This window comes from Microbacterium sp. 22179 (assembly GCF_052045715.1).
GTDB lineage: Bacteria > Actinomycetota > Actinomycetes > Actinomycetales > Microbacteriaceae > Microbacterium > Microbacterium galbinum.
Window position 1 is genome coordinate 154,931 of sequence record NZ_JBQEPJ010000001.1, and the last position, 20,067, is coordinate 174,997.

Sequence of the window (20,067 nt, forward strand, 5' to 3'; positions counted from 1 at the left end):
AGTCAGCTGCTAGAGCGTCCAGACCGAGAGCATCTGCCAGCCCTCGGGAACCTGCGCCTCGAGCGCGCCCATGTCGTCGGCCGAGATCTCGCGGACGCCGTCTCGGCGATCGAACCGGGCCGTCGCCTGGATTCCCGCCGTGCCCTTGAGCATCCGCACCGGGGCCGAGACGAGGTCGAACCCGTCCGGTGCATGGCTCGAGATCTGCGCGTACACGTCGTCGAGGGACGCTCCGGCGACCTCGACGGTGTGCGATTCGACGGGGCGGATGAGAGCGGCGAGCATCTCCCCAGCCTAGATCGACGGTCGCGGGCGCACGGTCATCACGCCGCCGACGGACGTCGCTCGATCTGCGGATGCGGGTATGCCGGGTCGCGGTCCTGGAAGCTGAGAATGCTCGGATTCTGGACCACGCCGTCGCGGATCTCGATCGCGCGGGCGAGAGTGCTGCTCGCGTCCCAGGAGGCCTCTCCCTCCATCACCGAGCGGAGGAAGGGCAGCGTCGCCTCGCTGATCTCCCAGGTCGCCGAGTTCCAGAGGTACGAGGGGCTGTGGTCCACGGCGTAGTAATCGACGCCGTCGCCGACGGTGAACATCGGGTCGTCGAAGGTCGTGGGTGTCGCCCACTCGAATCCCATGCCCTCGTCGCAGGAGACGTCGATGATGAGACTTCCCGACGTGAATCCCTGCAGGTCCTCCGTGCGCAGATAGGTCATCGGCGCCGCGACGTCCTGCAGTGTGCAGTTGACGACGATGTCGTGCGACGCCAGGAAGTCCGGCAACAGCACGTCACCGGCATCCGTGACGACCGTGCTGAGGTGGGTGGCCCCGCTGCCATCGGTGTTCAGCTGCGTCATGTGCGCATTGTGGATGGGAGAGCCGACGGCCGCCACTCCGCGTTGCGTGAGCACCTGGATGTCGTGGATGCCGTGCGCGTTGAGCGCGGTGACCGCGCCGCGCGCCGTCGCTCCGAAGCCGATCACGACCGCGCTGAGGCGTGGACCATAGTCGCCGGTCGAGCCGACCAGGCTCAACGCGTGCTGCACCGAGCAGTAGCCCGCGAGCTCGTTGTTCTTGTGGAACACGTGCAGGCTCATGTCTCCCTGCGGTGTCCAGTGGTTCATCGCCTCGAACGCGATCAGCGTGAGGCGGTTGTCGATCGCGGTCTGGGTGATCGCGGCATCCTGCACGCAGTGCGGCCAGCCCCACAGCGTGCGCCCCGCGGGGATGGCGGCCACATCGGCCGCCTGCGGCTTGGGCAGCAGCAGCACATCGGCGGAGGCGAGCACCTCGGCGCGGTCGGCGACTCGTCCGACGCGCGACTCGATGTAGCCGGGGGAGAGCCGGAAGTTGGCGCCGTATCCGCGCTCGACGACCATGCGCGCCCGGAGGTCCGGGTCGATGCGGTCGAAGTGGTGGGGGTGGATCGGCAGTCGTCGCTCGTTCTCCATCGACGAGCCGGCGAGGAGACCGAGTGAGAGCAGAGCGGCAGTGGAGCGGGGTGCGGCGTCGGACAACGTGATTCCCATCATCGGAGAACCAGGGTCAGTTCCTTCTCCGACAGTACGCCCCTGGCCTGTGCGGCGGGGCCGCATGTGCGGCGCCCGGCTTCGTGACTTCCGCGACCGCCCGGTACGCTGGGTAAGGCCCACCTCACCAAAGGAGACTGCCGCACTATGGCTGACATTCAGATCTTCGAACCCGCAGGACGCGCGATCCCCTTCACCGCAGAGGGTGAGGGCCCCGCACTGATCCTGATCGCCGGGCACGGTCTGAACGTCACGTACCTCGAGCTGCTGTCGCACTCCGTGTCGGAGGAGGACTTCCGGGTGGTGAGCATCGGCTCGCGTCGGCCCTCGGATGCCGCGGTCACGATGCACGACCTCGCGCAGGACGTCGTCGACGTCATGTCGCACCTCTCGATCTCGGATGCCTGGGTCGGAGGTCACGCCTTCGGCGGTGCGGTGGCACGCGTCGTCGCACTCGACCACCACGATCGTGTCAACGGCGTGCTCCTGCTCGGCGTGGACGAGACCGGCCCTTCGGCCGAGGCGCTCGCCGCGATCCCCGCCCCGGCCCGCGACGCCGAGGTCGACGCGCTGCAGGCCGCCGCGTGGGAGACCCCCGCTCCGCTCGCCGAGGGACTCCCGGTGCTCGTGGTGCAGGGCACCGACGACCCGATCGCCCCGGTCGTCAACGGCGAGAAGCTGCAGGCCGCAGCCCCCGACCGCGTGAGCGTCGTCGGCGTCGACGGCGGCGGATACCTCTTCCCGTTCACCCACATGGGAGCGACCTCCTGGGCGATCGAGGACTACCTCGACTGGGACTGACCTCTCGGGCTGAGAGGATGGTCTGATGACCGCCACCCTCGTCGCCCAGAACCTCTCCGGTGGGTACGGCCACCGCGTCCTCTTCGAGGATGTCGACCTGACGGTCGCTCCCGGAGACGTCATCGGCGTGGTGGGCGCGAACGGCGCCGGCAAGTCCACCCTCCTGCGCCTGCTCGCGGGGGCGGATGCTCCGATCGAGGGGAGCGTCGCGCTCGCACCGGCCGACGCCTTCGTCGGGTGGCTGCCGCAGGAGCACGAGCGCGTCGCGGGCGAGACCGTCGCGGACTACATCGCGCGTCGCACGGGCTGTGCCGAAGCGACGAGACAGATGGATGCCGCGGCCGAGGCTCTCGGCGATCCCTCGCTCGCGGCACCCGGTGTCGACCCGGCCGATGCCTATTCGACCGCTCTCGACCGCTGGCTCGCGAGCGGGGCGGCCGATCTCGACGAACGTCTGCCGGCGGTGCTGGCCGATCTCGGGTCGTCGAGCGGCGGCGCGCTGACCCCCGAATCGATGATGACGGCGCTCTCGGGCGGCCAGGCGGCGCGGGTCGGTCTGGCGGCGCTGCTGCTCTCGAGGTTCGACGTCGTGCTGCTCGACGAGCCCACGAACGACCTCGATCTCGACGGCCTGGATCGGTTGGAGGCGTTCGTGCGAGGTCTTCGCGGCGGCGTGGTGCTGGTCAGCCACGACCGCGAGTTCTTGGCGCGCAGCGTGACGAAGGTGCTCGAGCTCGACCTCGCGCAGGGGACCAACCGCCTCTACGGCGGCGGGTACGATGCGTTCATCGAGGAGCGCGCGACGGTCAAGCGACATCTGCGCGAGCAGTACGACGAGTTCGCCGAGAAGAAGGCCGATCTGGTCGCCCGGGCGCGGACGCAGCGCGAGTGGTCGAGCCAGGGCGTGCGCAATGCCATGAAGAAGTCGCCCGACAACGACAAGATCAAGCGCAAGGCGTCGATGGAGTCGAGCGAGAAGCAGGCTCAGAAGGTGCGCCAGATGGAGAGCCGCATCGCGCGCCTCGACGAGGTCGAGGAGCCCCGTAAGGAGTGGAAGCTCGAGTTCACGATCGGGTCCGCACCGCGCTCCAGCACCGTCGTGTCGACGCTGAACGGGGTGGTCGTCCGGCAGGGGGCCTTCACGCTCGGACCGGTGACGCTCCAGGTCGACGCGGGCGACCGCATCGGCATCACGGGTCCGAACGGTGCGGGAAAGTCGACGCTTCTGCGAACCCTTCTCGGCACGCGCAGCCCCGACGAGGGGAGCGCGAGCCTCGGCAGCAGCGTGCAGATCGGCGAGATCGACCAGGCGCGCTCCCTCCTCGTCGGCGATGCGGCGCTCGCGGATGCCTTCGAACTGCTCGTGCCCGAGATGGCGTCGGCCGACGTGCGCACGCTGCTGGCCAAGTTCGGGCTCAAGGCCGACCACGTCACGCGGCCGGTCGATGGCCTGTCTCCGGGGGAGCGCACCCGCGCGGCGCTCGCGCTGCTGCAGGCACGCGGTGTGAACCTGCTCGTGCTCGACGAGCCGACGAACCACCTGGATCTGCCGGCGATCGAGCAGCTCGAACAGGCCCTCGAGTCGTACACGGGCACGCTGCTGCTCGTCACGCACGATCGGCGGATGCTCGACGCCGTCGAGACGAACCGGCGCTGGAACGTCACCGACGGAAACGTCGCCGAACTCTGAGCGTCAGCGGCCCTGACGCTTCTTATACGGCTTGGGCTGGCCCTTCACGATCGGGGCTCTGCCTTTGCCCTTCGATGCCTTGGCTTTGCCGCCCGCCGGGGCGACGTTCTTCGGGGCGGGCGGGGGAGCAGCAGCGACGGCGGCCTGCGCCTCGACGAGGAAGAGTTCGCCGACGTGGGTGAGTCGCGGCGTGCCCTCGCGATTGATCAGCGCGTGCCCGACCTCCTCCTCGAGTTTGTCGAGCGACGTGTAGAGCGAGGCGAGGGGGATGCCGAGCGATTCCGCGGCACGCGGGAAGTGGAGCGTCTCGGCGAGGACGACGTAACGGCGCAGGAGGGCGATCTTCATCAGATATCGCTGAAGTCGTTGCCACCGGTGCTGATGCTGCTGACGACGTCATCGGTGATCTTCAGGGTGAGGTACTCGATGCCGACCGCGCCGGGAGTGGTGAGCGATTGCGTTCCCGGCACCTCTCGCATGCCGATCCTGAGGTAGTCGGCGATGCCGTCGCCGTTCTCGTCCCAGTCATCCTCCGCCCCGGCTGCCAGCGCTTCGGCGCGGGCGGAGCCGAGGGTGATGCCCTGCTCAGTGGTGAAGGCGACGCCGGGAGCCTCGGCCGAGACCGTGACGGTGGCCCGCGCGTCGGCAACCAGCACGCGCACCGACGCCCACTCGTAGGCGGTGTAAGCGGAGTCGTACGGCCCGTCGACCGTCGACTCGTCGGGGGCGGTGCCGAACAGGTCGGTGAACGCGGCGACCAGACCGTCCACGTCGCCGAAGGGGACGAGCACCCCTTCATCGACCGACGCCCCGTCGAGAGAGATCACCACCACCTGGGTCTCGGGGGTCGCGGACGGAGAGGGCGTAGGTGACGACGTCGGCGATGAGGTCACCGCAGACTCGATCGGCGCGGAAGGTGCGCAGCCCGCCAGCATTCCGCTGGCCGCTGCGAGAGCGACCAGCGGGAGGATGAGGCGGGGTCGAGGATGCATCATGGCCTCAGATTATCGTCGGATCGACCGGACACAGCGGATGCCGCGGCTCTGGTGAGCCGCGGCATCCGAAGTCTGTGGGTCAGGCGACCTGGGGCAGGACCGCGAACGACACGGCCCCCTCGTCGTCGACGCCCGCGTCGAGGATCTTGTCGTCGAGGGCGACGGCGGCGGTCTCATCGAGGAACAGACGCGTTCCCGAGATCTCGACCACCTGGTCCTGCGGTTCGGGATCGGTCGTCACCAGCACGGCCAGGCGGGACTCGCCGCTGGGGCCCTGGGCCTCGGTGGAGTGGATGCGGAGGCCGGCATCCGGAGCTTCGCTCTGACGGCTCACGAGGGTGGTGACGATGGCGGAGGCGTTATCGGTGAGGGTGAGCACGAGACTCTCCTTCCGGTTGGGGCACGCCGCGGTCGCGACGTGTCCGGGCCACGATGCCGAAACGGGGACGCGCTTTCAACCTCGACGCGCCGGTTCGGAGGAACCTCTCACCTGGGCAACAGCTTTCGCAGGAACACCTGCTCGGTCCCGTCCCCGTCGGGGATCCTCTCACTCTCCACGTAGCCGCACGCCTCGTACAGGCGGATGTTCGCCTCGCTCAGGCTGCCGGTGAACAGTTCGGCCTCCGGGGCCGCCGATGCCTGCTCGGCTGCTTCCAGGAGCGCCCGTCCGATTCCCTCCCCCTGCATATCGGGGGCGATCGCGATCCGTCCGATCAGGAGGAGGTCGGTGCCGTCTCGGAAGCGGATCGCACCGACCACCCGACCGTCGAGACGGGCGGCGAAACCCTCGCCCGCGGCGAGTTCCGCGCGCATTTCGTCGAGGGTCTGCGTCAGCGGCGGCATGTCGGCGCTGCCGTAGATCTGCGCCTCCGAGACGAACGCGGCGCGCTGAATCGTGAGCACTTCACCGGCGTCCTCCTCCCGAAGAGGGGAGATCTCGAGGGTCGGGCCCTCGTGCGGATGATTCTGCGATGTCTTCTCTCGTGCGGTCACCTGCCTACGTTCGGTGTTGCCGTGCCGGGGTGTCAACCCCCTCGGAAAGGCGGATGGTGAACGATATGTTCGCCTGCAGGAGGTCAGAAAATGGCAAACAAGACCACGTCCACGTCGGCCGCGAAGAAGACCGGCACGAGTAAGCGCGGCGCGAAGACGACGCGCACCCAGAACGCGGAGAAGGGCTTCACCGCCTCGTCGACGCTGGCGGCGAATCTGCAGGCCGTGCTCGTCGATCTGCTCGAACTCTCCCTGCAGGGGAAGCAGGCGCACTGGAACGTCGTCGGTCGGAACTTCCGCGACATGCACCGCCAGCTCGACGAGATCATCGACGACGCCCGAGCATTCAGCGACACGATCGCCGAGCGCATGCGTGCACTGCACGCCGTGCCGGACGGCCGGAGCGCCACGATCGCCGCAGCGACCTCGCTCCCGGAGTTCCCGGCGGGAGAGGTGTCGACCACCGAGACGGTCGACCTCATCACCGAGCGCCTCGAGGCCACGGTCGGCACGCTGCGCGATGTGCACGATGCCGTCGACGACGAGGACCCGACCTCCGCAGATCTTCTCCACGCCATCATCGAACGCCTCGAGCAGTTCGCCTGGATGGTGAGTGCGGAGAACCGAGAGCCTGCGGGGCGCTGAAGGGAGCGATCCGCACGGCCGCGCGTCAGGGGAGCGGCGCGTCGGGGTGCGGTCGGGTCAGTCCTTCGGGCTGTCGCCCGGCCGCACCGAGTTGCGGATGATGCGCGGGAGAACGATCCACAGGGCACCGACCGCGACGACCGCGGCGACGAGGGCGATGAGACCCGCGGTGCGATTCACGGTGAAGTCGACGATGAGAGTGGTCACCCCGATCGTCAGCGCTCCGATGACGAGGAGGTCGATCTTCACGATGCGCGCGGCGATGTGCACGAGTTCGGGTTTGCGCCGTCGGCCGAAGAAAGCGCGGTGCATCCCCACCGGCGCGAGGGCGAGGATCGTGGCGACCGCGGCCAGTGCCACCAGCACGACGTACAGATCGCGCTGCAGCTCGTCCATGTCGGTGAAGCGCGGCTGGAAGGCGACGGCGAGCAGGAAGCCCGTGAGGATCTGCGTGCCGGTCTGCATCACCCGGAGTTCCTGCAGCAGCTCGTCCCAGTTGCGATCAGCCCGCTCGTTGGGGGTCTCGTCGCGACCATCGGCACGGTCGTCGAACTCGGACGCAGCACTCATGGACTCAGTCTGTCGACTGGGTCGGATGCCTGTCCAGACGTGTGACCCGAAGGGGAGAATGACCGCATGACTCTTCCACCGATCCGCGACTGGTGGCCGCAGCTCTCCATCGACGCGCGACGCACCCTCCTCGACGGTGAACTCCCTCACCTCACCGACGCCGTGCGCGAGGAGATCCGCGAGATCACCGGTGCGGTGGTCGGCATGCAGGAGACGTTGTCGGACGAGGATCTCGACTATGCGCGCGCCGAGGTCGAGGAATCCGAGCAGTGATTCCTCAGCCGATGGGCGTATCGGTCGGCTGCTCCTCGCGCAGGCGCGGTTCGGTGCGGCGTTCGGGGCGCACGCCCGCCTTGTCGGCGTAGAAGGCGCGGATGCGGTCCATGTCGGAGCGCACGTCGCCGGTGACCTCGATCGTCGGACCGAGCCCCGTCGTCATGGTCGTTCGGTCGACGAAACCGAGTGTCAGCGGCATCCCGGTCTCGGTCGCGATGCGGTAGAAACCCGACTTCCAGAAGTCGTTGCCCCCGCGCGTGCCGTCCGGGGTGATGACGAGACCGAAGACCTCGCCCGCATGCACCTGGCCGACGACGTCGGACACGACGCGCCCCGGGTTCTCGCGATCGACGGGGACACCGCCGAGTCGTCTCATGATCGGGCCTTTCCAGCCGCGAAAAAGGCTCTTCTTGCCGAGCCAGTGCACGTCGATCCCGAGCCGCCAGGCGATCGCGAGCATGAGGACGAAGTCCCAGTTCGAGGTGTGAGGTGCTCCGATGAGGATCGTGGGCCGCGTGGGGACGGCGTCGTGCCCGACGAGCGTCCAACGGCTGAGGGCCCAGAAGAGGCGGGCTATCGAACGCGTGATCATCTCTCCACCGTAGGGGGAGCGGCTATCCGTCCGCTGGCGACGAGGATGCCTCGGAGTCGCCGGCGAGGCGGATGAGAGCGGCCGCCGTACCCGGGGGAAGCCCCGGCACGGCGTCGACGGGCACCGCGAGGGCCTGCAGTGCGCGGCTGAAATAGTTGCGAAGTGACGCTGCGAGCGAGATGTCGACGATCTGCCGATCGGTGAACCCGAGATCGCGCAGCTCCTGGGAATCGGCATCCGTCATCGCCCGGGGTGTGGTCGACAGGCGGGCCGAATAGCGCACGACCGCCTGCTCGGCCGGGCCGAATCCGCGATCGTCGTGAGCCGTGAACGCCGCCAGGCCGGCCTCATCGAGCACCCCGACGGCGAGAGCACGTCGACCGTGCGCCAGCAGACAGTGCGTCGAACCGATCGCGCGTGCGGCGCCGAGGGTCGCAGCCTCGTAGACCCGCACGCCGATCGACGGCACGACGGCCCGTATCAGCTCTTCGAAGGCGGCGTGCGCCTCGGGATTGATCGCCATCGCCTGGGTGTGGACGTAGACGAATCCGTCTTCGGCGATGTCGTCGGCGTACATCTCGGCGGCGTGCCCCGCGACGGATGCCGCATCCGGGGGAGTGATGATCATCGCTGCTCCTTCGCCTCGACTCTCGTGTCCACAGCGAACGTTACGCCGCGCGGGCGCGACGCAACACCCGGATCGACGCCGCTGCCTCGGGACAGGCGTACGATCGAGGGATGACCGATCAGCAGGGAGACACCACCGAGCAGGACGCCGCCCTCGGGCTGGCACCTCTGCCCGGAACCCTCGACCTTCTCGACGGGGAAGCCGCGGGCCTCTGCAGCGGCGGCGTCTGCCACTTCCCCGCTCCGAAGAAGGCGGGATAAGCGCCAGACGCCGCCATGCGGCGTCAGTGTCCGCCGTGGAACTCTCCGCCGGCGTCGTCGGCCGGCTTCCGGACGAACGGGCTCAGCGCCACGGCCGCGAGCGAGATGATGGCCGCGATCAGGAACGCCGTGCGCGCGCCCGGTGCACCGGCCAGTGCGGTCGAGAGACCCTGCTCCTCGCCCGAGTGCAGGATCGCCGAGTAGGAGACGAGCAGCACCGCGACACCGGCCGCCCCCGCAACCTGCTGCATGGTGTTGAGCACGGCCGAGCCGTGCGAGTAGAGCGAACGCTGCAGTGAACCGAGCGATGCCGAGAACAGAGGCGTGAACGACATCGCGAGGCCGACCGACATCACGGCCTGCACGATCACCAGCACCCACCACTCGGTGTGCTCGCTGACGGTCGAGTAGAAGAACAGCGCGGCAGAGACCAGGATCGTGCCGGGGATCAGCAGCGGGCGCGTGCCGCGTGCGTCGTACACGCGACCCATGATCGGGCCGAGCAGACCCATCAGCACCGAACCGGGGAGCAGGATGAGGCCCGCGGAGAAGGACTCGAGTCCGACGACGTTCTGCAGGTACTGCGGGAGCAGCGTGAGCGTTCCGAACATCGACAGCGCGAGGATCGACATGATGATCACCGAGAAGGTGAAGTTCGTCGAACGGAAGACGCGCAGGTCGAGCAGCGCGTCGTCGACGCGCTGGAGCACGAGCTGACGCCAGACGAACAGCCCGAGCGAGACGACGCCCACGACAAGCGCGATGACGCCCGTTGTCGCACCGGCTCCGGCGCCCTCGCCGCCGAGCTGGCTGATGCCGAACACGATTCCACCGAAGCCGAGAGCGGCGAGCGGGATGGAGACCACGTCGAGGGGCATACGGCGCGTCTCGCCGAGGTTCGTCATCCAGCGGATGCCCATGGCGAGGGCGATCAGGGCGATCGGGAGGATGATCGCGAACAGCGCGCGCCAGTTGAACACCTCGAGCACGGCGCCCGCGAGCACGGGGCCCGTCGCGGGAGCGAGGGAGATCACCATGCCGACGCGACCCATCATGCGCCCGCGCGACTGCGGGGGCACGACGTTCATGATCGTCGTCATGAGCAGCGGCATCATGATTCCCGTGCCGACGGCCTGGATCACGCGGCCGACGAGCAGCACGGCGAAACCGGGGGCGATCAGCGACACCAGGGTGCCGAGCGAGAAGGAGATCATCGCGGCGATGAACACCTGACGCGTCGTGAAGCGCTGCAGGATGAACCCGGTCGTCGGGATCACGACGGCCATGGTGAGCATGAAGGCGCTGGTGAGCCACTGACCGAGCTCGGGCGGGATGCCGAGGTCGGTGTTGAGGTGGGGGATCGCGATCCCCATGGTGGTCTCGTTGAGGATCGCCACGAACGCGGCGACCAGGAGCAGCCAGATCACCCGCATGTCGGAACGCGCGATCGTCCCGTCGGCGGGAGCGGTGGTCGGGATCGACCCGGTGTCGACGGCAGACATACGGCCTCCAGGGCACAGGAAAGAGAGAGAACGGTGCGCGAGTGCGCCAGGATCATTCAGCGTAACCACAGGATCGGACATTTCATTCCGAGCGGACGATATATCTGCTGAGGGCGGACGCCGCGACCCCGATGTCCCCACCGCTGGCTACGCTGACCTCATGAGCATGGGCGGCGGAATGGGTGGGAGGCATCCCGGGGGCTTCCGCGGTGTCGACGAAGATGCGCAGCGCCGGCTGAACGCCGAGGCTCCGCGCATCAGCGGCCTCGGAGCCCGAGTGGTGACGCTCTTCCGCCCCTACAAGTGGCGGATCGTCGTGACCGGCATCCTCGTCGTGCTGGGCGCGGGCATCGCCGTGATCCCGCCGCTGATCGTGCAGCGCGTGTTCGACGACGCGCTCTTCCCCGTCGACGGCGGCGGTCCGCACCTCGAGCTCCTGGTCTGGCTCGTGGTCGCCATGATGGGGCTCTTCCTCGGGTCCGCGGCGCTCGGCGTCGCGCAGACGTGGCTCACCTCGACCGTCGGCAACAGCGTCACCGGGGATCTGCGGGTGCGCCTGTTCGAGCACCTCCAGGCGATGGAGCTGGGGTTCTTCACCCGCACCAAGACCGGTGTGATCCAGTCGCGCCTGCAGAACGACGTCGGTGGCGTCTCCGGCGTGCTGACGAACACCGTCACGAGCATCCTCGGCAATGCAGTCACCGTGATCGCCTCGCTCGTGGCGATGATCCTGATCGACTGGCGTCTGACCCTCATCGCGATCATCCTCATGCCGTTCCTGATCATCGTGCAACGCCGGGTCGGGCAGGTGCGTGCGCGGATCGCGGGCGAGACCCAGGAGTCCCTGTCGGAGCTCACCTCGATCACGCAGGAGACCCTGAGCGTGTCGGGCATGCTGCTGTCGAAGGCGTTCAACCGGCAGCGCGCGGAGTCGCAGCGCTACCAGGCCGAGAACCGCAACCAGGTGCACCTGCAGGTGCGCCGGGCGATGAGCGGCCAGGGCTTCTTCGCGGTGGTGCAGGTCATCATGGCGAGCGTTCCCGCGATCATCTACCTGGTCTCGGGCTACCTCATCGCGGGAGGGACCGGCGCGATCACCGCCGGCACCGTCGTCGCCTTCACCACGGTGCAGGCGCGGCTTCTGCAGCCGCTCATGGGCCTGATGCGCGTCTCGCTCGATCTGCAGACCTCTTCGGCCCTGTTCGCGCGCATCTTCGAGTACCTCGACCTGGTCCCCGAGATCGAGGACGCCCCCGATGCGATCTCGGTGGCGGATGCTCCGGGGCCGCGAGGACGCGTCGAGTTCCGCGAGGTCGTCTTCCGCTATCCCGATGCGCCCGATGACGCCCGGCCCACCCTCGACGGGGTCTCGTTCGTCGCGGAGCCCGGCCAGCACGTGGCGTTCGTCGGTCCGTCCGGAGCGGGAAAGACCACGGTGCTCTACCTCGCTCCCCGCCTGTACGAGGCCCGCGGCGGAGCCGTGCTCTTCGCCGGCGCCGACGTGCGCACGCTCACGCAGGAATCGATCATCGACGACGTGGGCATCGTGTCGCAGGAGACCTACCTCTTCCACGCGACCATCCGCGAGAACCTGCTGTACGCCAAGCCCGACGCGAGCGAGGAGGAGCTGATCGAAGCGACCACGGCGGCGAACATCCACCACATCATCTCGGGGTTCGAGAACGGCTACGACACCGTGGTGGGCGAGCGCGGATACCGTCTGTCCGGCGGCGAGAAGCAACGCATCGCCATTGCGCGCGTGCTGCTGAAAGACCCTCCCGTACTGCTGCTCGACGAGGCGACGTCGGCCCTCGACACGGTGTCGGAGCGCGTCGTGCAGGAGGCGCTCGACGAGGCCGCGAAGGGCCGGACGACGATCTCGATCGCACATCGACTCTCGACCGTGATGGGCGCCGACGTGATCCACGTGCTCGAGGCGGGGCGCATCGTCGAGTCCGGTACCCACGCCGAGCTGCTCGCGCACGATGGGCTCTACGCCGAGCTCGCCGCCCAGCAGGTGGCCGCGTCCCGTGTGCTCGCGACCGAGGCGGCCGTCGAGATGAGCGTTTCGGGCGGAGTGGCCGGCGCACTGCGCGACCGCCGGGCCGATCGCGCTCCGGAAGACTCCGTGTCGGCAGACGCGGTCGAGACGCTGACGGCATCCGTCCCGCTGACGGCCGCCGTGCCGCTCCTGGATGCCGCGACGGACGATCGGGTCTACCCGCCGCAGGAGTGAACGGCCGCGACCGGATCGTGATCAGTGCGCCGAGAGGCCGCCGTCGACGAAGAGCGAGTGCCCGGTCACGTAGGCCGAGCCTGCGCCGGCGAGGAAGACCGCCGCACCCGCGAAGTCCTCGGGCAGTCCGTTCCGCCCGATCATCGTGCGCGCGGCGAGACTCGCGACAGCCTGCGGATCCTGCTGCAGCCGGGCGTTGAGCGGTGTCAGGACGAAGCCGGGAACGAGCGTGTTGCTCGTCACCCCGGTGCCGCCCCAGGCCTCGGCCTCGGAGCGCATGAGGGACTCGACGGCACCCTTGGATGCTCCGTAGATGCCGCTCGTGGCGAAGGCGCGGTGCGCCTGCTGCGAGCTGATGTGGATGAGGCGCCCATAGCCGCGCTCCGCCATTCCGGGCGCGAAGCGCCGTCCGAGCAGGAAGGGCGCGAGCGCATTGACGGTCATGGTCGCGTCCCAGTCCTCCTCCGTGATCTCGGCGAAGGGCGGGCGGATGTTGATCCCGGCGGAGTGCACGACGATGTCGGGCTCACCGAAGGGTCGTGCCGCGTCTTCGGCGGCGGCGCGGATGCCGGTGCGGGAGCTGAGGTCCCCGATCACTCCCTCCGCGGTCCCGCCGGCATCGCGCAGCGCGTGGACGGTCTCGGCGATGCGTTCGGCGCCGCGGGCGACGATCACGGTGGACGCACCCGCTCCGGCGAGGGCGGTCGCTATCCCGCGCCCGATCCCGGAACTGCCGCCCGTGACGATCGCCGTGCGTCCGTTGAGCGAGAAGAGGCTGTCGAGGTAGGTCATGGGGTCTCCGGGTGCGTCACCAGCTGAGGGCGGCCGTGAGCGAGTGGTCGGGGGAGGCGTGGGCGAACTCGGGAAGCGCCTCGATCTCGGTGACGAACTCCGAGACCGCCGCTGCGTAGGCGGGGTCGAGGTGCGTGCGGGCGATCTCGTGGAGCGGGGGCAGATCCATCGCGACGATGAGCGAAAGACGGGCGGCGACGGCGTCGTGCGCTCCGGCATCCTGCAGCACGCGGATGCCGCCGCGCAACGCCGCGAGGTAGTCCAGCAGCACGGGGAGCCGAGCCTTGCCCTGCGTGATCGAGGTGCCGTCGGCTCGGACCCGCCAGTGCGCGACCACATCGGGGATCACGTCGAAGGCGGTCGCCTGGGTGTACATCAGCTGCGCCACGACCTGATCCTCGTAGGCGACTCCTTCGGGGAAGCGCAGGTCTGCCCAGAAGTCGGTGCGGCTGATCTTCGACCAGGCCACGATGTTCGCCGATGCGGCCGGGTGGTCGAGGATCGTCGTGCCGAGGCGCTGCGGGTCCGTGGCCGCGGCTACCCAGGGCTGCACGCGGCCGGCCACGTAGGAGTCGCCGCGCGTGCGCGTGCGCACGTACGCTCCCGCCACGAAGTCGCTGCCGCTCTCGGCGAGCGTGCCGGTGAGGCGGGCGAGCGCGGTCGGGGTGAGTTCGTCATCGGCATCGAGGAATCCGAGGAGGGGCGTGTCGACGAGCTCGAGTCCAGCGTTCCGCGCGGCACCGAGACCGTGAGCCTCGTCGCGGCGGAGCAGGCGGAAGCGCGGATCGTCGGCCGCGGCCGCCCGGAACACATCATCGGTGGCGTCGGTCGAACCGTCGTCGACGAGGATCGCCCGCCAGCGCGGCTCGGTCTGCGCGCGTAGAGAGTCGATCGCGGCAGGGGCGAAGGCGGCGATGTCCCGCCCGGGGACGATCATCGTCACGATCGGGTCGGGTGCGCTCACCCCCTGATTGTATGGCCGCGGGGTCAGGCGAGGACGGCGCGCACCGACTCCGCGACCAGCCGGGCGAGGTGCTCGGGGGCGTCGTCGGGGAGCGCTCCGCGACCGAAGGTGAAGCGCACCGAGGTCTGCGCGATCGCGGGGTCGATTCCGCACGCCAGCAGGACGGGGGAGGGCTCATCGCTGCCCGCCGCGCACGCCGAGCCGCTCGACGAGACCACCCCGCGTCGCTCGAGTTCGAGCAGCACCGATTCCCCGCTCGTGCCGGCGAACGTGAAGCTCGCGGTTCCGGGGAGCCGCTGCGCAGGGTCTCCCGTGAGCGCCGCCTGTGGCACCGCCGTCAGGACCGCGGAGATGAAACGAGCCGTCGCCCGTCCGACCCGCGTGGCGACATCCACCCGTTCGACCTCGGCCAGGTCGAGAGCCGTGGCCAGCGCCACCGCTCCCGCGACGTTCTCGGTTCCCGACCGACGCCCGCGCTCCTGCCCGCCGCCGTGCAGCAGGGGTTCGAGCGGAACGCGCCCGCGCACGGCGAGAGCGCCGGTTCCCTTCGGGGCGCCGAGCTTGTGCCCGGCGATCGAGACGGCATCCGCACCCAGTCCGTCGAGGGGCAGCCACCCGGCGGACTGCACGGCGTCGAGATGCAGGGGCACCCCGGCATCCCGGGCGAGATCGGCGAGCGACACGGCATCCTGCACCGTGCCGATCTCGTTGTTCGCATGGCCGACGCTCACGAGTGCCGTGTCGTCGCGCAGGAGCGCCTGCAGGTCGGATGCCGCGATCCTTCCGCATCCGTCGACGGGCAGGAGCGACACCTCGATGTCGTGGAAACGGCGCACGAAGTCCGCGGACTCGAGGATCGACTCGTGTTCGATCGGCGAGACGATCAGATGGCGCTTGCCTCTCGCGAGGGCGCCGAGCGTGATGCCCTTGACCGCGAGGTTGTTCGCCTCGGTGCCGCCCGAGGTGAACACCACGTCACCGGCACGCATGCCGAGCGCCCGGGCGACACGACGTCGCGCGTCGTCGAGTGCGCTCGCCGCGGCCTCGCCCACGGTGTGGTGGCTCGAGGGGTTGCCGAAGACGTCGGTGAGATACGGCCGCATCGCCTCGAGCACCTCCGGGCGCACCGGCGAGGTCGCGGCGTGATCGAGGTAGAGCACCCGCGTCAGCCGATCCGCAGATCCAGGCCGAGGTCGAGTGCGCGAGCGGAGTGCGTGAGCGCACCGACCGAGATGACGTCGACTCCGGTCGAGGCGATCGCGGCGACCGTGTCGAGATTCACGCCTCCGGACGCCTCGACCGTGGCGCGCCCGTCGATCATGGTGACGCCCGCGCGGAGGTCGTCGAGGGTGAAATTGTCGAGCAGCACGGTGTGCGCCCCTCCCTCGAGCACGGCGGGGATCTGGTCGAGGCGATCCACCTCGACCACGACGTGCGCGGTGTGCGGAAGGCGCGCGATCGCGGCGCGCAGCGCCGTGGCGGTATCGACGCCGGAACGGGTGAGGACGGCGAGATGGTTGTCCTTCGCCATCACGGCATCCGACAGGGAGTGCCGGTGGTTGCTGCCGCCGCCGCAGGCGACGGCATGGCGCTCGAAGGCGCGCAGGCCGGGTGTCGTCTTGCGGGTGTCGGCGATCCGAACGGGCGTCTGCGCGACCGCTCGGACGTACTCTGCGGTGACCGTCGCGATGCCGCTCATGCGCTGGGTGAAGTTCAGTGCAACGCGCTCGGCGGTGAGGATGCTGCGCGCCGAGCCCGATACGGAGGCGAGCACGTCGCCGGTCTCGAACGCATCGCCGTCACCGACGTGCAGGTCGACGGTCACGTCGGGGTCGGTGAGGGCGAAGGCGGCAGTGAAGACGGTGCCGCCGCTGAACACGCCGGGCTCGCGCGTGACGAGATCCGCGGTGGCGGTCGCATCGGCGGGGATCAGCGCTTCACTCGTCAGGTCGCCCCACGGAGCGTCCTCCTCGAGGGCGGCGGCGACGACACGAGTGAGGGTGGCGGCGGTGAGCATCAGACTCCGATCAGGGCGGGTTCGCGGAAATGGGCGCCGACGGACGCGGTGCGCAGGAGCGCAGCGGATGCCGTCGCCTCGGCGAGCACCAGCAGATTCGCGTCCTCGTGCGCGGCGACGTCGATCGGGGTGGGGAGCGCGGCGCGCCAGGCGCGGATGGTCGCGAGCGCGAGTCGCAGTCCGTCGTCCGTGCGCAGCAGCCCCACCTCGTCCCACATCAGTCGCTGGAGGGCGTCGCGCGAGAACGGCGAGGAGATCGGCGTCGCCGCGTTTTCGACGATCGCGTGCGGCCCCGGCGCCTGCGGCCGAGGCCAGGGCGCTCCGATCGCCGCAGCGGCGCGGGCCCCGAAGACGGCGCCCTCGAGCAGCGAGTTCGAGGCGAGGCGGTTCGCGCCGTGCACGCCGGTGCGCGCGGCCTCGCCCACGGCGAAGAGACCGGGCATGGTCGTACGACCGTCGAGATCGGTCGCGATCCCGCCCATCAGGTAGTGCGCCGCCGGCGTCACGGGGATCGGCTCGCGCGCCCAATCGAAGCCGCGCTCGCGGGTGACGCGGTCGATCGTCGGGAAGCGCCGAGCCAGGGTCGGGGCGCCGAGCATCGTGGCGTCGAGACGAACGGGCGAACCCTGCCGGGCGGCCTGACGCGCGATGGCCCGCGACACGACATCGCGAGGTGCGAGTTCACCGTCGGGGTGGCTGTCGAACGTGAAGCGGCGACCCGTGTCGTCGATCAGTGTCGCCCCCTCGCCCCGGACGGCCTCGGAGATCAGGAAGGCGGGCTGCGCGTCGAGGATCGTCGGGTGGAACTGCACGAACTCGAGGTCGGCGACCGCCACGCCCGCGCGCAGGGCGGCGGCGATGCCGTCACCGGTCGTGCCGTCGGGATTCGTGGTGTGCGCGTAGAGGTGCCCGGCGCCTCCGGTCGCGAGCACGACGGCATCCGCGTCGAACTCGTCCGACCGCCCGTCGCGCAGCAGACGGATGCCGCGCACGGCAGCCCCGTCGACGATCAGGTCGACGAGGAACGCGTGCTCGACGACCGCCATCCCGGTTCCGCGCACGGCGGCGGTGAGGGCACGGGCGATCTCGGCGCCGGTGGCGTCGCCGCCCGCGTGCACGATGCGCGCGTGGCTGTGCGCGGCTTCGCGACCGAGCAGGAGCGCGCCGTCGGGGGAGCGGTCGAAGGCTGCTCCGCGGGCGATCAGCTCGGCGATCCGAGCGGCGCCGTCCGCGACGAGCACCCCGACCGCCGCCTCGTCCGACAGACCGGCTCCCGCGGTCATCGTGTCGGCGGCGTGCAGGGCAGCCGAGTCGCCCGCCCCGTAGACACCCGCGACTCCGCCCTGCGCATACCCCGTGCATCCGTCGCCGAGCGTGCCCTTCGTCACCACCGTGACGGTGTGACCCGCCTCGTGCGCGTGCAGGGCCGCGGTGAGGCCCGCGACGCCCGAGCCCACCACGATGACGTTCATCGCGCGCTCGCAACCACCGGCGGCTTCGCGGCGAGCATCCGCTCCAAGGAGACGCGCGCGGGGTCGGCGACGTCGGACGTGACGGTGATCCGGTTCGGAGTGCGGCCTGCGACGAGCTCCTCGAGCACCCAGGCGAGGTAGCCGGGGTGGATGCGGTACATCGTCGAGCACGGGCACACGACCGGGTCGAGGCAGAAGATCTCGTGCTGCGGATACTGTGCGGCCAGTCGCTTGACGAGGTTGATCTCGGTGCCGATCGCGAACGTCGTGGGTTCGGTCGCCCCATCGATCGCGCGTCGGATGTAATCGGTCGATCCCGCCTCGTCGGCCGCATCCACGACCTCCATCGGGCACTCCGGATGCACGATCACCCGCACGCCCGGGTGCTCGGCGCGCGCCTGCTCGATCTGCCCGACCGTGAACCGGCGGTGCACCGAGCAGAAGCCGTGCCACAGGATCACCCGGGAGTCCTCGAGGACCTCGGCGCTCGACCCGCCGAGGGGCTTGCGCGGGTTCCACATCGGCATCTGCTCGAGCGGCACTCCCATCGCCTTGGCGGTGTTGCGGCCGAGGTGCTGGTCGGGGAAGAACAGCACACGGCGTCCGCGCTCGAACGCCCACTCGAGCACGGTCTGCGCATTGGACGACGTGCAGACGATGCCGCCGTGCCGACCCACGAATCCCTTGATCGCAGCGGAGGAGTTCATGTAGGTGACCGGGATGACCGGCACGCGTCCGTCCTCGTCGGTCGCGTCGAGATCGCCGAGCACGTCTTCGAGCTGCTCCCAGCACTCCTCGACCTGATCGATGTCGGCCATGTCGGCCATCGAGCAGCCGGCCGCGAGGTTCGGGAGGATCACGGCCTGGTCGGGGCCCGAGAGCAGGTCGGCGGTCTCGGCCATGAAGTGCACGCCACAGAAAACGATCGCCTCGGCATCCGGCCGGCCCTTGGCCGCCGTCGCGAGCTGGAAGGAGTCGCCCACGTAGTCGGCGTGGCGCACGACCTCCTCGCGCTGGTAGAAGTGTCCGAGCACGACCACGCGGTCGCCGAGCGTCTGCTTGGCGGCGCGGATGCGCTCATCGAGCTCGGCCTCGTCCGCCTCGCGGTAGGCGACGGGGAGCTCTCCCTGACGCGGAGCTCCGGTCGGGATCACGTCGCCCATCGACGAGCCAGGTCCGTACCCGGGGCGGGTGTCGAAGTCCCAGGGGCCGACGGCGAGGTCGGTGGTACAGGTCTCGTCGACGGACGCGCCGGTGACGATCGCCTGGATCGCGTGATCGACCGAGCCGTCTCGCGGCGGGACGGCGGGTGCGGGGACGAAGGTGATGCTCATCGGATGCTCGTTTCTTCGGGACCGAGGGGGCCGCGGGCGGCCAGTTCGACGTCGGTGTTGTCGCGGTACAGGCGGGCGGGACGGTGGCTGCCGGTGCGGAAGCGGTCGGTGGGGATGAGGTTGCCCGTCGCCTCGACCTGACGCCGGAAGTTGGCGGGATCGAGTTGCCGGCCGAGGATCGCCTCGTAGGCCTCGCGCAGGTCGGCGAGCGTGAACTCGGAGGGGAGGAAGCCGTGCGCCACGCGGCTGTAGCCGACCTTGCTGCGCAGGCGCCACAGGGCGTACTCGATGATGTCGGCGTGATCGAAGGCGAGTTCGGGGAGCGCATCGACGTCGAACCATTCGACGTTCTCGGGCGCGCGCCCGGATGCCCGGTGCGCGGCGCTCTGCGCGAGGACCTCGTCCTGACGCAGGAGCGCCCAGTACACGATCGAGATCACGCGCGTGGGGGAGCGGTCGACGGCGCCGAAGGCGTACAGCTGCTCGAGATACGACGGGGTGAGACCCGTCGTCTCGGCGAGCGTGCGCGCGGCGGTGTCGATCGGGGATTCGTCGGGGGCGATCCACCCGCCGGGCAGTGCCCAGCGGTCGGCGAAGGGTTCGCGCGTGCGTCGCACGAGGGGTAGCGCGAGCGCGGGAGTGCCCGGCGCCGACGGGCGCAGCGTCAGGATCACGGTGGACCCCGCGACGCGGATGCCGTCAGTTCGAGTCATAGTTACCTTAACCTCCGTCTCGATCTTAGTGTCATCGAGACATTTAGTGCGAGTGGAT

Annotated in this window: 23 protein-coding genes; 6 read left to right on the top strand and 17 right to left on the bottom strand. The window is 69.7% G+C overall.

From position 1 onward, the window contains the following. Positions 1-9: 9 nt before the first annotated feature. Both ACTJKK_RS00710 and ACTJKK_RS00715 read right to left on the bottom strand, forming a co-directional pair. Positions 10-285 carry a hypothetical protein gene (locus ACTJKK_RS00710; protein WP_247622993.1) on the bottom strand — a complete coding sequence of 92 codons (276 nt, stop codon included), beginning with the start codon at positions 283-285 and terminating at the stop codon, positions 10-12. Positions 286-323: 38 nt separating this feature from the next. After that, positions 324-1,532 (bottom strand): N(5)-(carboxyethyl)ornithine synthase, encoded by a 1,209-nt coding sequence (locus tag ACTJKK_RS00715; RefSeq protein ID WP_440746656.1) that lies wholly within the window; start codon positions 1,530-1,532, stop codon positions 324-326. Positions 1,533-1,676: 144 nt separating this feature from the next. On the opposite strand from ACTJKK_RS00715, the gene ACTJKK_RS00720 reads away from it, so the two are divergent. Next, positions 1,677-2,330 carry an alpha/beta fold hydrolase gene (locus tag ACTJKK_RS00720; protein WP_247622991.1) on the top strand — a complete coding sequence of 218 codons (654 nt, stop codon included), beginning with the start codon at positions 1,677-1,679 and terminating at the stop codon, positions 2,328-2,330. 25 nt (positions 2,331-2,355) lie between these two features. Then, positions 2,356-4,020: an ABC-F family ATP-binding cassette domain-containing protein gene (locus tag ACTJKK_RS00725; protein ID WP_440746657.1), complete on the top strand. Its 1,665-nt coding sequence runs from the start codon at positions 2,356-2,358 to the stop codon at positions 4,018-4,020. Between the two features lie 3 nt (positions 4,021-4,023). Here ACTJKK_RS00725 and ACTJKK_RS00730 read toward each other — a convergent pair whose 3' ends face one another. The 4 genes from ACTJKK_RS00730 to ACTJKK_RS00745 form a co-directional block, all read right to left on the bottom strand. Next, positions 4,024-4,368, bottom strand: coding sequence for a LysR family transcriptional regulator (locus tag ACTJKK_RS00730; RefSeq protein ID WP_247622989.1), 345 nt, complete (start codon positions 4,366-4,368; stop codon positions 4,024-4,026). Further along, positions 4,368-5,015: a hypothetical protein gene (locus ACTJKK_RS00735; RefSeq protein WP_440746658.1), complete on the bottom strand. Its 648-nt coding sequence runs from the start codon at positions 5,013-5,015 to the stop codon at positions 4,368-4,370. The genes ACTJKK_RS00730 and ACTJKK_RS00735 overlap by 1 nt, the downstream gene beginning before the upstream one ends. Positions 5,016-5,094: 79 nt before the next feature. Further along, the gene (locus ACTJKK_RS00740) at positions 5,095-5,394 is read right to left on the bottom strand and encodes a Fe-S cluster assembly protein HesB (RefSeq protein ID WP_247622988.1); all 300 of its coding nucleotides are present in this window, start codon (positions 5,392-5,394) and stop codon (positions 5,095-5,097) included. A 107-nt stretch (positions 5,395-5,501) separates the two neighbouring features. Beyond that, positions 5,502-6,008, bottom strand: a complete 507-nt coding sequence (locus tag ACTJKK_RS00745) for a GNAT family N-acetyltransferase (RefSeq protein WP_247632596.1) — start codon at positions 6,006-6,008, stop codon at positions 5,502-5,504. A 90-nt stretch (positions 6,009-6,098) separates the two neighbouring features. Here ACTJKK_RS00745 and ACTJKK_RS00750 point away from each other — a divergent pair, with 90 nt between their 5' ends. After that, complete coding sequence (locus ACTJKK_RS00750) at positions 6,099-6,653, top strand: Dps family protein (protein ID WP_440746659.1); 555 nt, start codon at positions 6,099-6,101, stop codon at positions 6,651-6,653. Between the two features lie 57 nt (positions 6,654-6,710). On the opposite strand, the gene ACTJKK_RS00755 is transcribed toward ACTJKK_RS00750, so the two are convergent. After that, complete coding sequence (locus ACTJKK_RS00755; RefSeq protein WP_440746660.1) at positions 6,711-7,223, bottom strand: DUF6328 family protein; 513 nt, start codon at positions 7,221-7,223, stop codon at positions 6,711-6,713. 66 nt (positions 7,224-7,289) lie between these two features. On the opposite strand from ACTJKK_RS00755, the gene ACTJKK_RS00760 reads away from it, so the two are divergent. Next, positions 7,290-7,496, top strand: a complete 207-nt coding sequence (locus ACTJKK_RS00760; RefSeq protein WP_440746661.1) for a hypothetical protein — start codon at positions 7,290-7,292, stop codon at positions 7,494-7,496. Positions 7,497-7,500: 4 nt separating this feature from the next. Here ACTJKK_RS00760 and ACTJKK_RS00765 read toward each other — a convergent pair whose 3' ends face one another. Both ACTJKK_RS00765 and ACTJKK_RS00770 read right to left on the bottom strand, forming a co-directional pair. Continuing rightward, a complete protein-coding gene (locus tag ACTJKK_RS00765) occupies positions 7,501-8,091 on the bottom strand; it encodes a 1-acyl-sn-glycerol-3-phosphate acyltransferase (RefSeq protein ID WP_247632593.1) in 591 nt (196 codons plus the stop codon). Positions 8,092-8,113: 22 nt separating this feature from the next. After that, the gene (locus ACTJKK_RS00770; RefSeq protein WP_440746662.1) at positions 8,114-8,719 is read right to left on the bottom strand and encodes a carboxymuconolactone decarboxylase family protein; all 606 of its coding nucleotides are present in this window, start codon (positions 8,717-8,719) and stop codon (positions 8,114-8,116) included. Between the two features lie 110 nt (positions 8,720-8,829). Between ACTJKK_RS00770 and ACTJKK_RS00775 the strand changes: the two genes are divergently transcribed. Continuing rightward, positions 8,830-8,979: a hypothetical protein gene (locus ACTJKK_RS00775; RefSeq protein ID WP_440746663.1), complete on the top strand. Its 150-nt coding sequence runs from the start codon at positions 8,830-8,832 to the stop codon at positions 8,977-8,979. A 23-nt stretch (positions 8,980-9,002) separates the two neighbouring features. On the opposite strand, the gene ACTJKK_RS00780 is transcribed toward ACTJKK_RS00775, so the two are convergent. Further along, complete coding sequence (locus tag ACTJKK_RS00780; protein ID WP_440746664.1) at positions 9,003-10,481, bottom strand: MDR family MFS transporter; 1,479 nt, start codon at positions 10,479-10,481, stop codon at positions 9,003-9,005. A 166-nt stretch (positions 10,482-10,647) separates the two neighbouring features. On the opposite strand from ACTJKK_RS00780, the gene ACTJKK_RS00785 reads away from it, so the two are divergent. Then, positions 10,648-12,717, top strand: a complete 2,070-nt coding sequence (locus ACTJKK_RS00785) for an ABC transporter ATP-binding protein (RefSeq protein ID WP_440747195.1) — start codon at positions 10,648-10,650, stop codon at positions 12,715-12,717. Positions 12,718-12,738: 21 nt separating this feature from the next. Here ACTJKK_RS00785 and ACTJKK_RS00790 read toward each other — a convergent pair whose 3' ends face one another. The 7 genes from ACTJKK_RS00790 to ACTJKK_RS00820 are packed head-to-tail and all read right to left on the bottom strand — an operon-like array spanning position 12,739 to position 20,009. Beyond that, a complete protein-coding gene (locus ACTJKK_RS00790; protein ID WP_440746665.1) occupies positions 12,739-13,509 on the bottom strand; it encodes an SDR family NAD(P)-dependent oxidoreductase in 771 nt (256 codons plus the stop codon). Between the two features lie 16 nt (positions 13,510-13,525). Continuing rightward, positions 13,526-14,473 (bottom strand): glycosyltransferase family 2 protein, encoded by a 948-nt coding sequence (locus tag ACTJKK_RS00795; protein ID WP_440746666.1) that lies wholly within the window; start codon positions 14,471-14,473, stop codon positions 13,526-13,528. A 23-nt stretch (positions 14,474-14,496) separates the two neighbouring features. Beyond that, on the bottom strand, positions 14,497-15,633 hold the full coding sequence (locus ACTJKK_RS00800) for a cysteine desulfurase family protein (protein WP_440746667.1): 1,137 nt from the start codon (positions 15,631-15,633) through the stop codon (positions 14,497-14,499). 5 nt (positions 15,634-15,638) lie between these two features. Then, on the bottom strand, positions 15,639-16,490 hold the full coding sequence (gene nadC / locus ACTJKK_RS00805) for a carboxylating nicotinate-nucleotide diphosphorylase (RefSeq protein ID WP_440746668.1): 852 nt from the start codon (positions 16,488-16,490) through the stop codon (positions 15,639-15,641). Continuing rightward, complete coding sequence (nadB, locus tag ACTJKK_RS00810; RefSeq protein ID WP_440746669.1) at positions 16,490-17,962, bottom strand: L-aspartate oxidase; 1,473 nt, start codon at positions 17,960-17,962, stop codon at positions 16,490-16,492. The genes nadC and nadB overlap by 1 nt, the downstream gene beginning before the upstream one ends. Then, a complete protein-coding gene (gene nadA / locus ACTJKK_RS00815; protein ID WP_247955850.1) occupies positions 17,959-19,296 on the bottom strand; it encodes a quinolinate synthase NadA in 1,338 nt (445 codons plus the stop codon). The genes nadB and nadA overlap by 4 nt, the downstream gene beginning before the upstream one ends. After that, positions 19,293-20,009 carry an NUDIX hydrolase gene (locus ACTJKK_RS00820; protein ID WP_336640693.1) on the bottom strand — a complete coding sequence of 239 codons (717 nt, stop codon included), beginning with the start codon at positions 20,007-20,009 and terminating at the stop codon, positions 19,293-19,295. Before ACTJKK_RS00820 ends, nadA begins: the two co-directional genes overlap by 4 nt. Between the last annotated feature and the right edge of the window lie 58 nt (positions 20,010-20,067).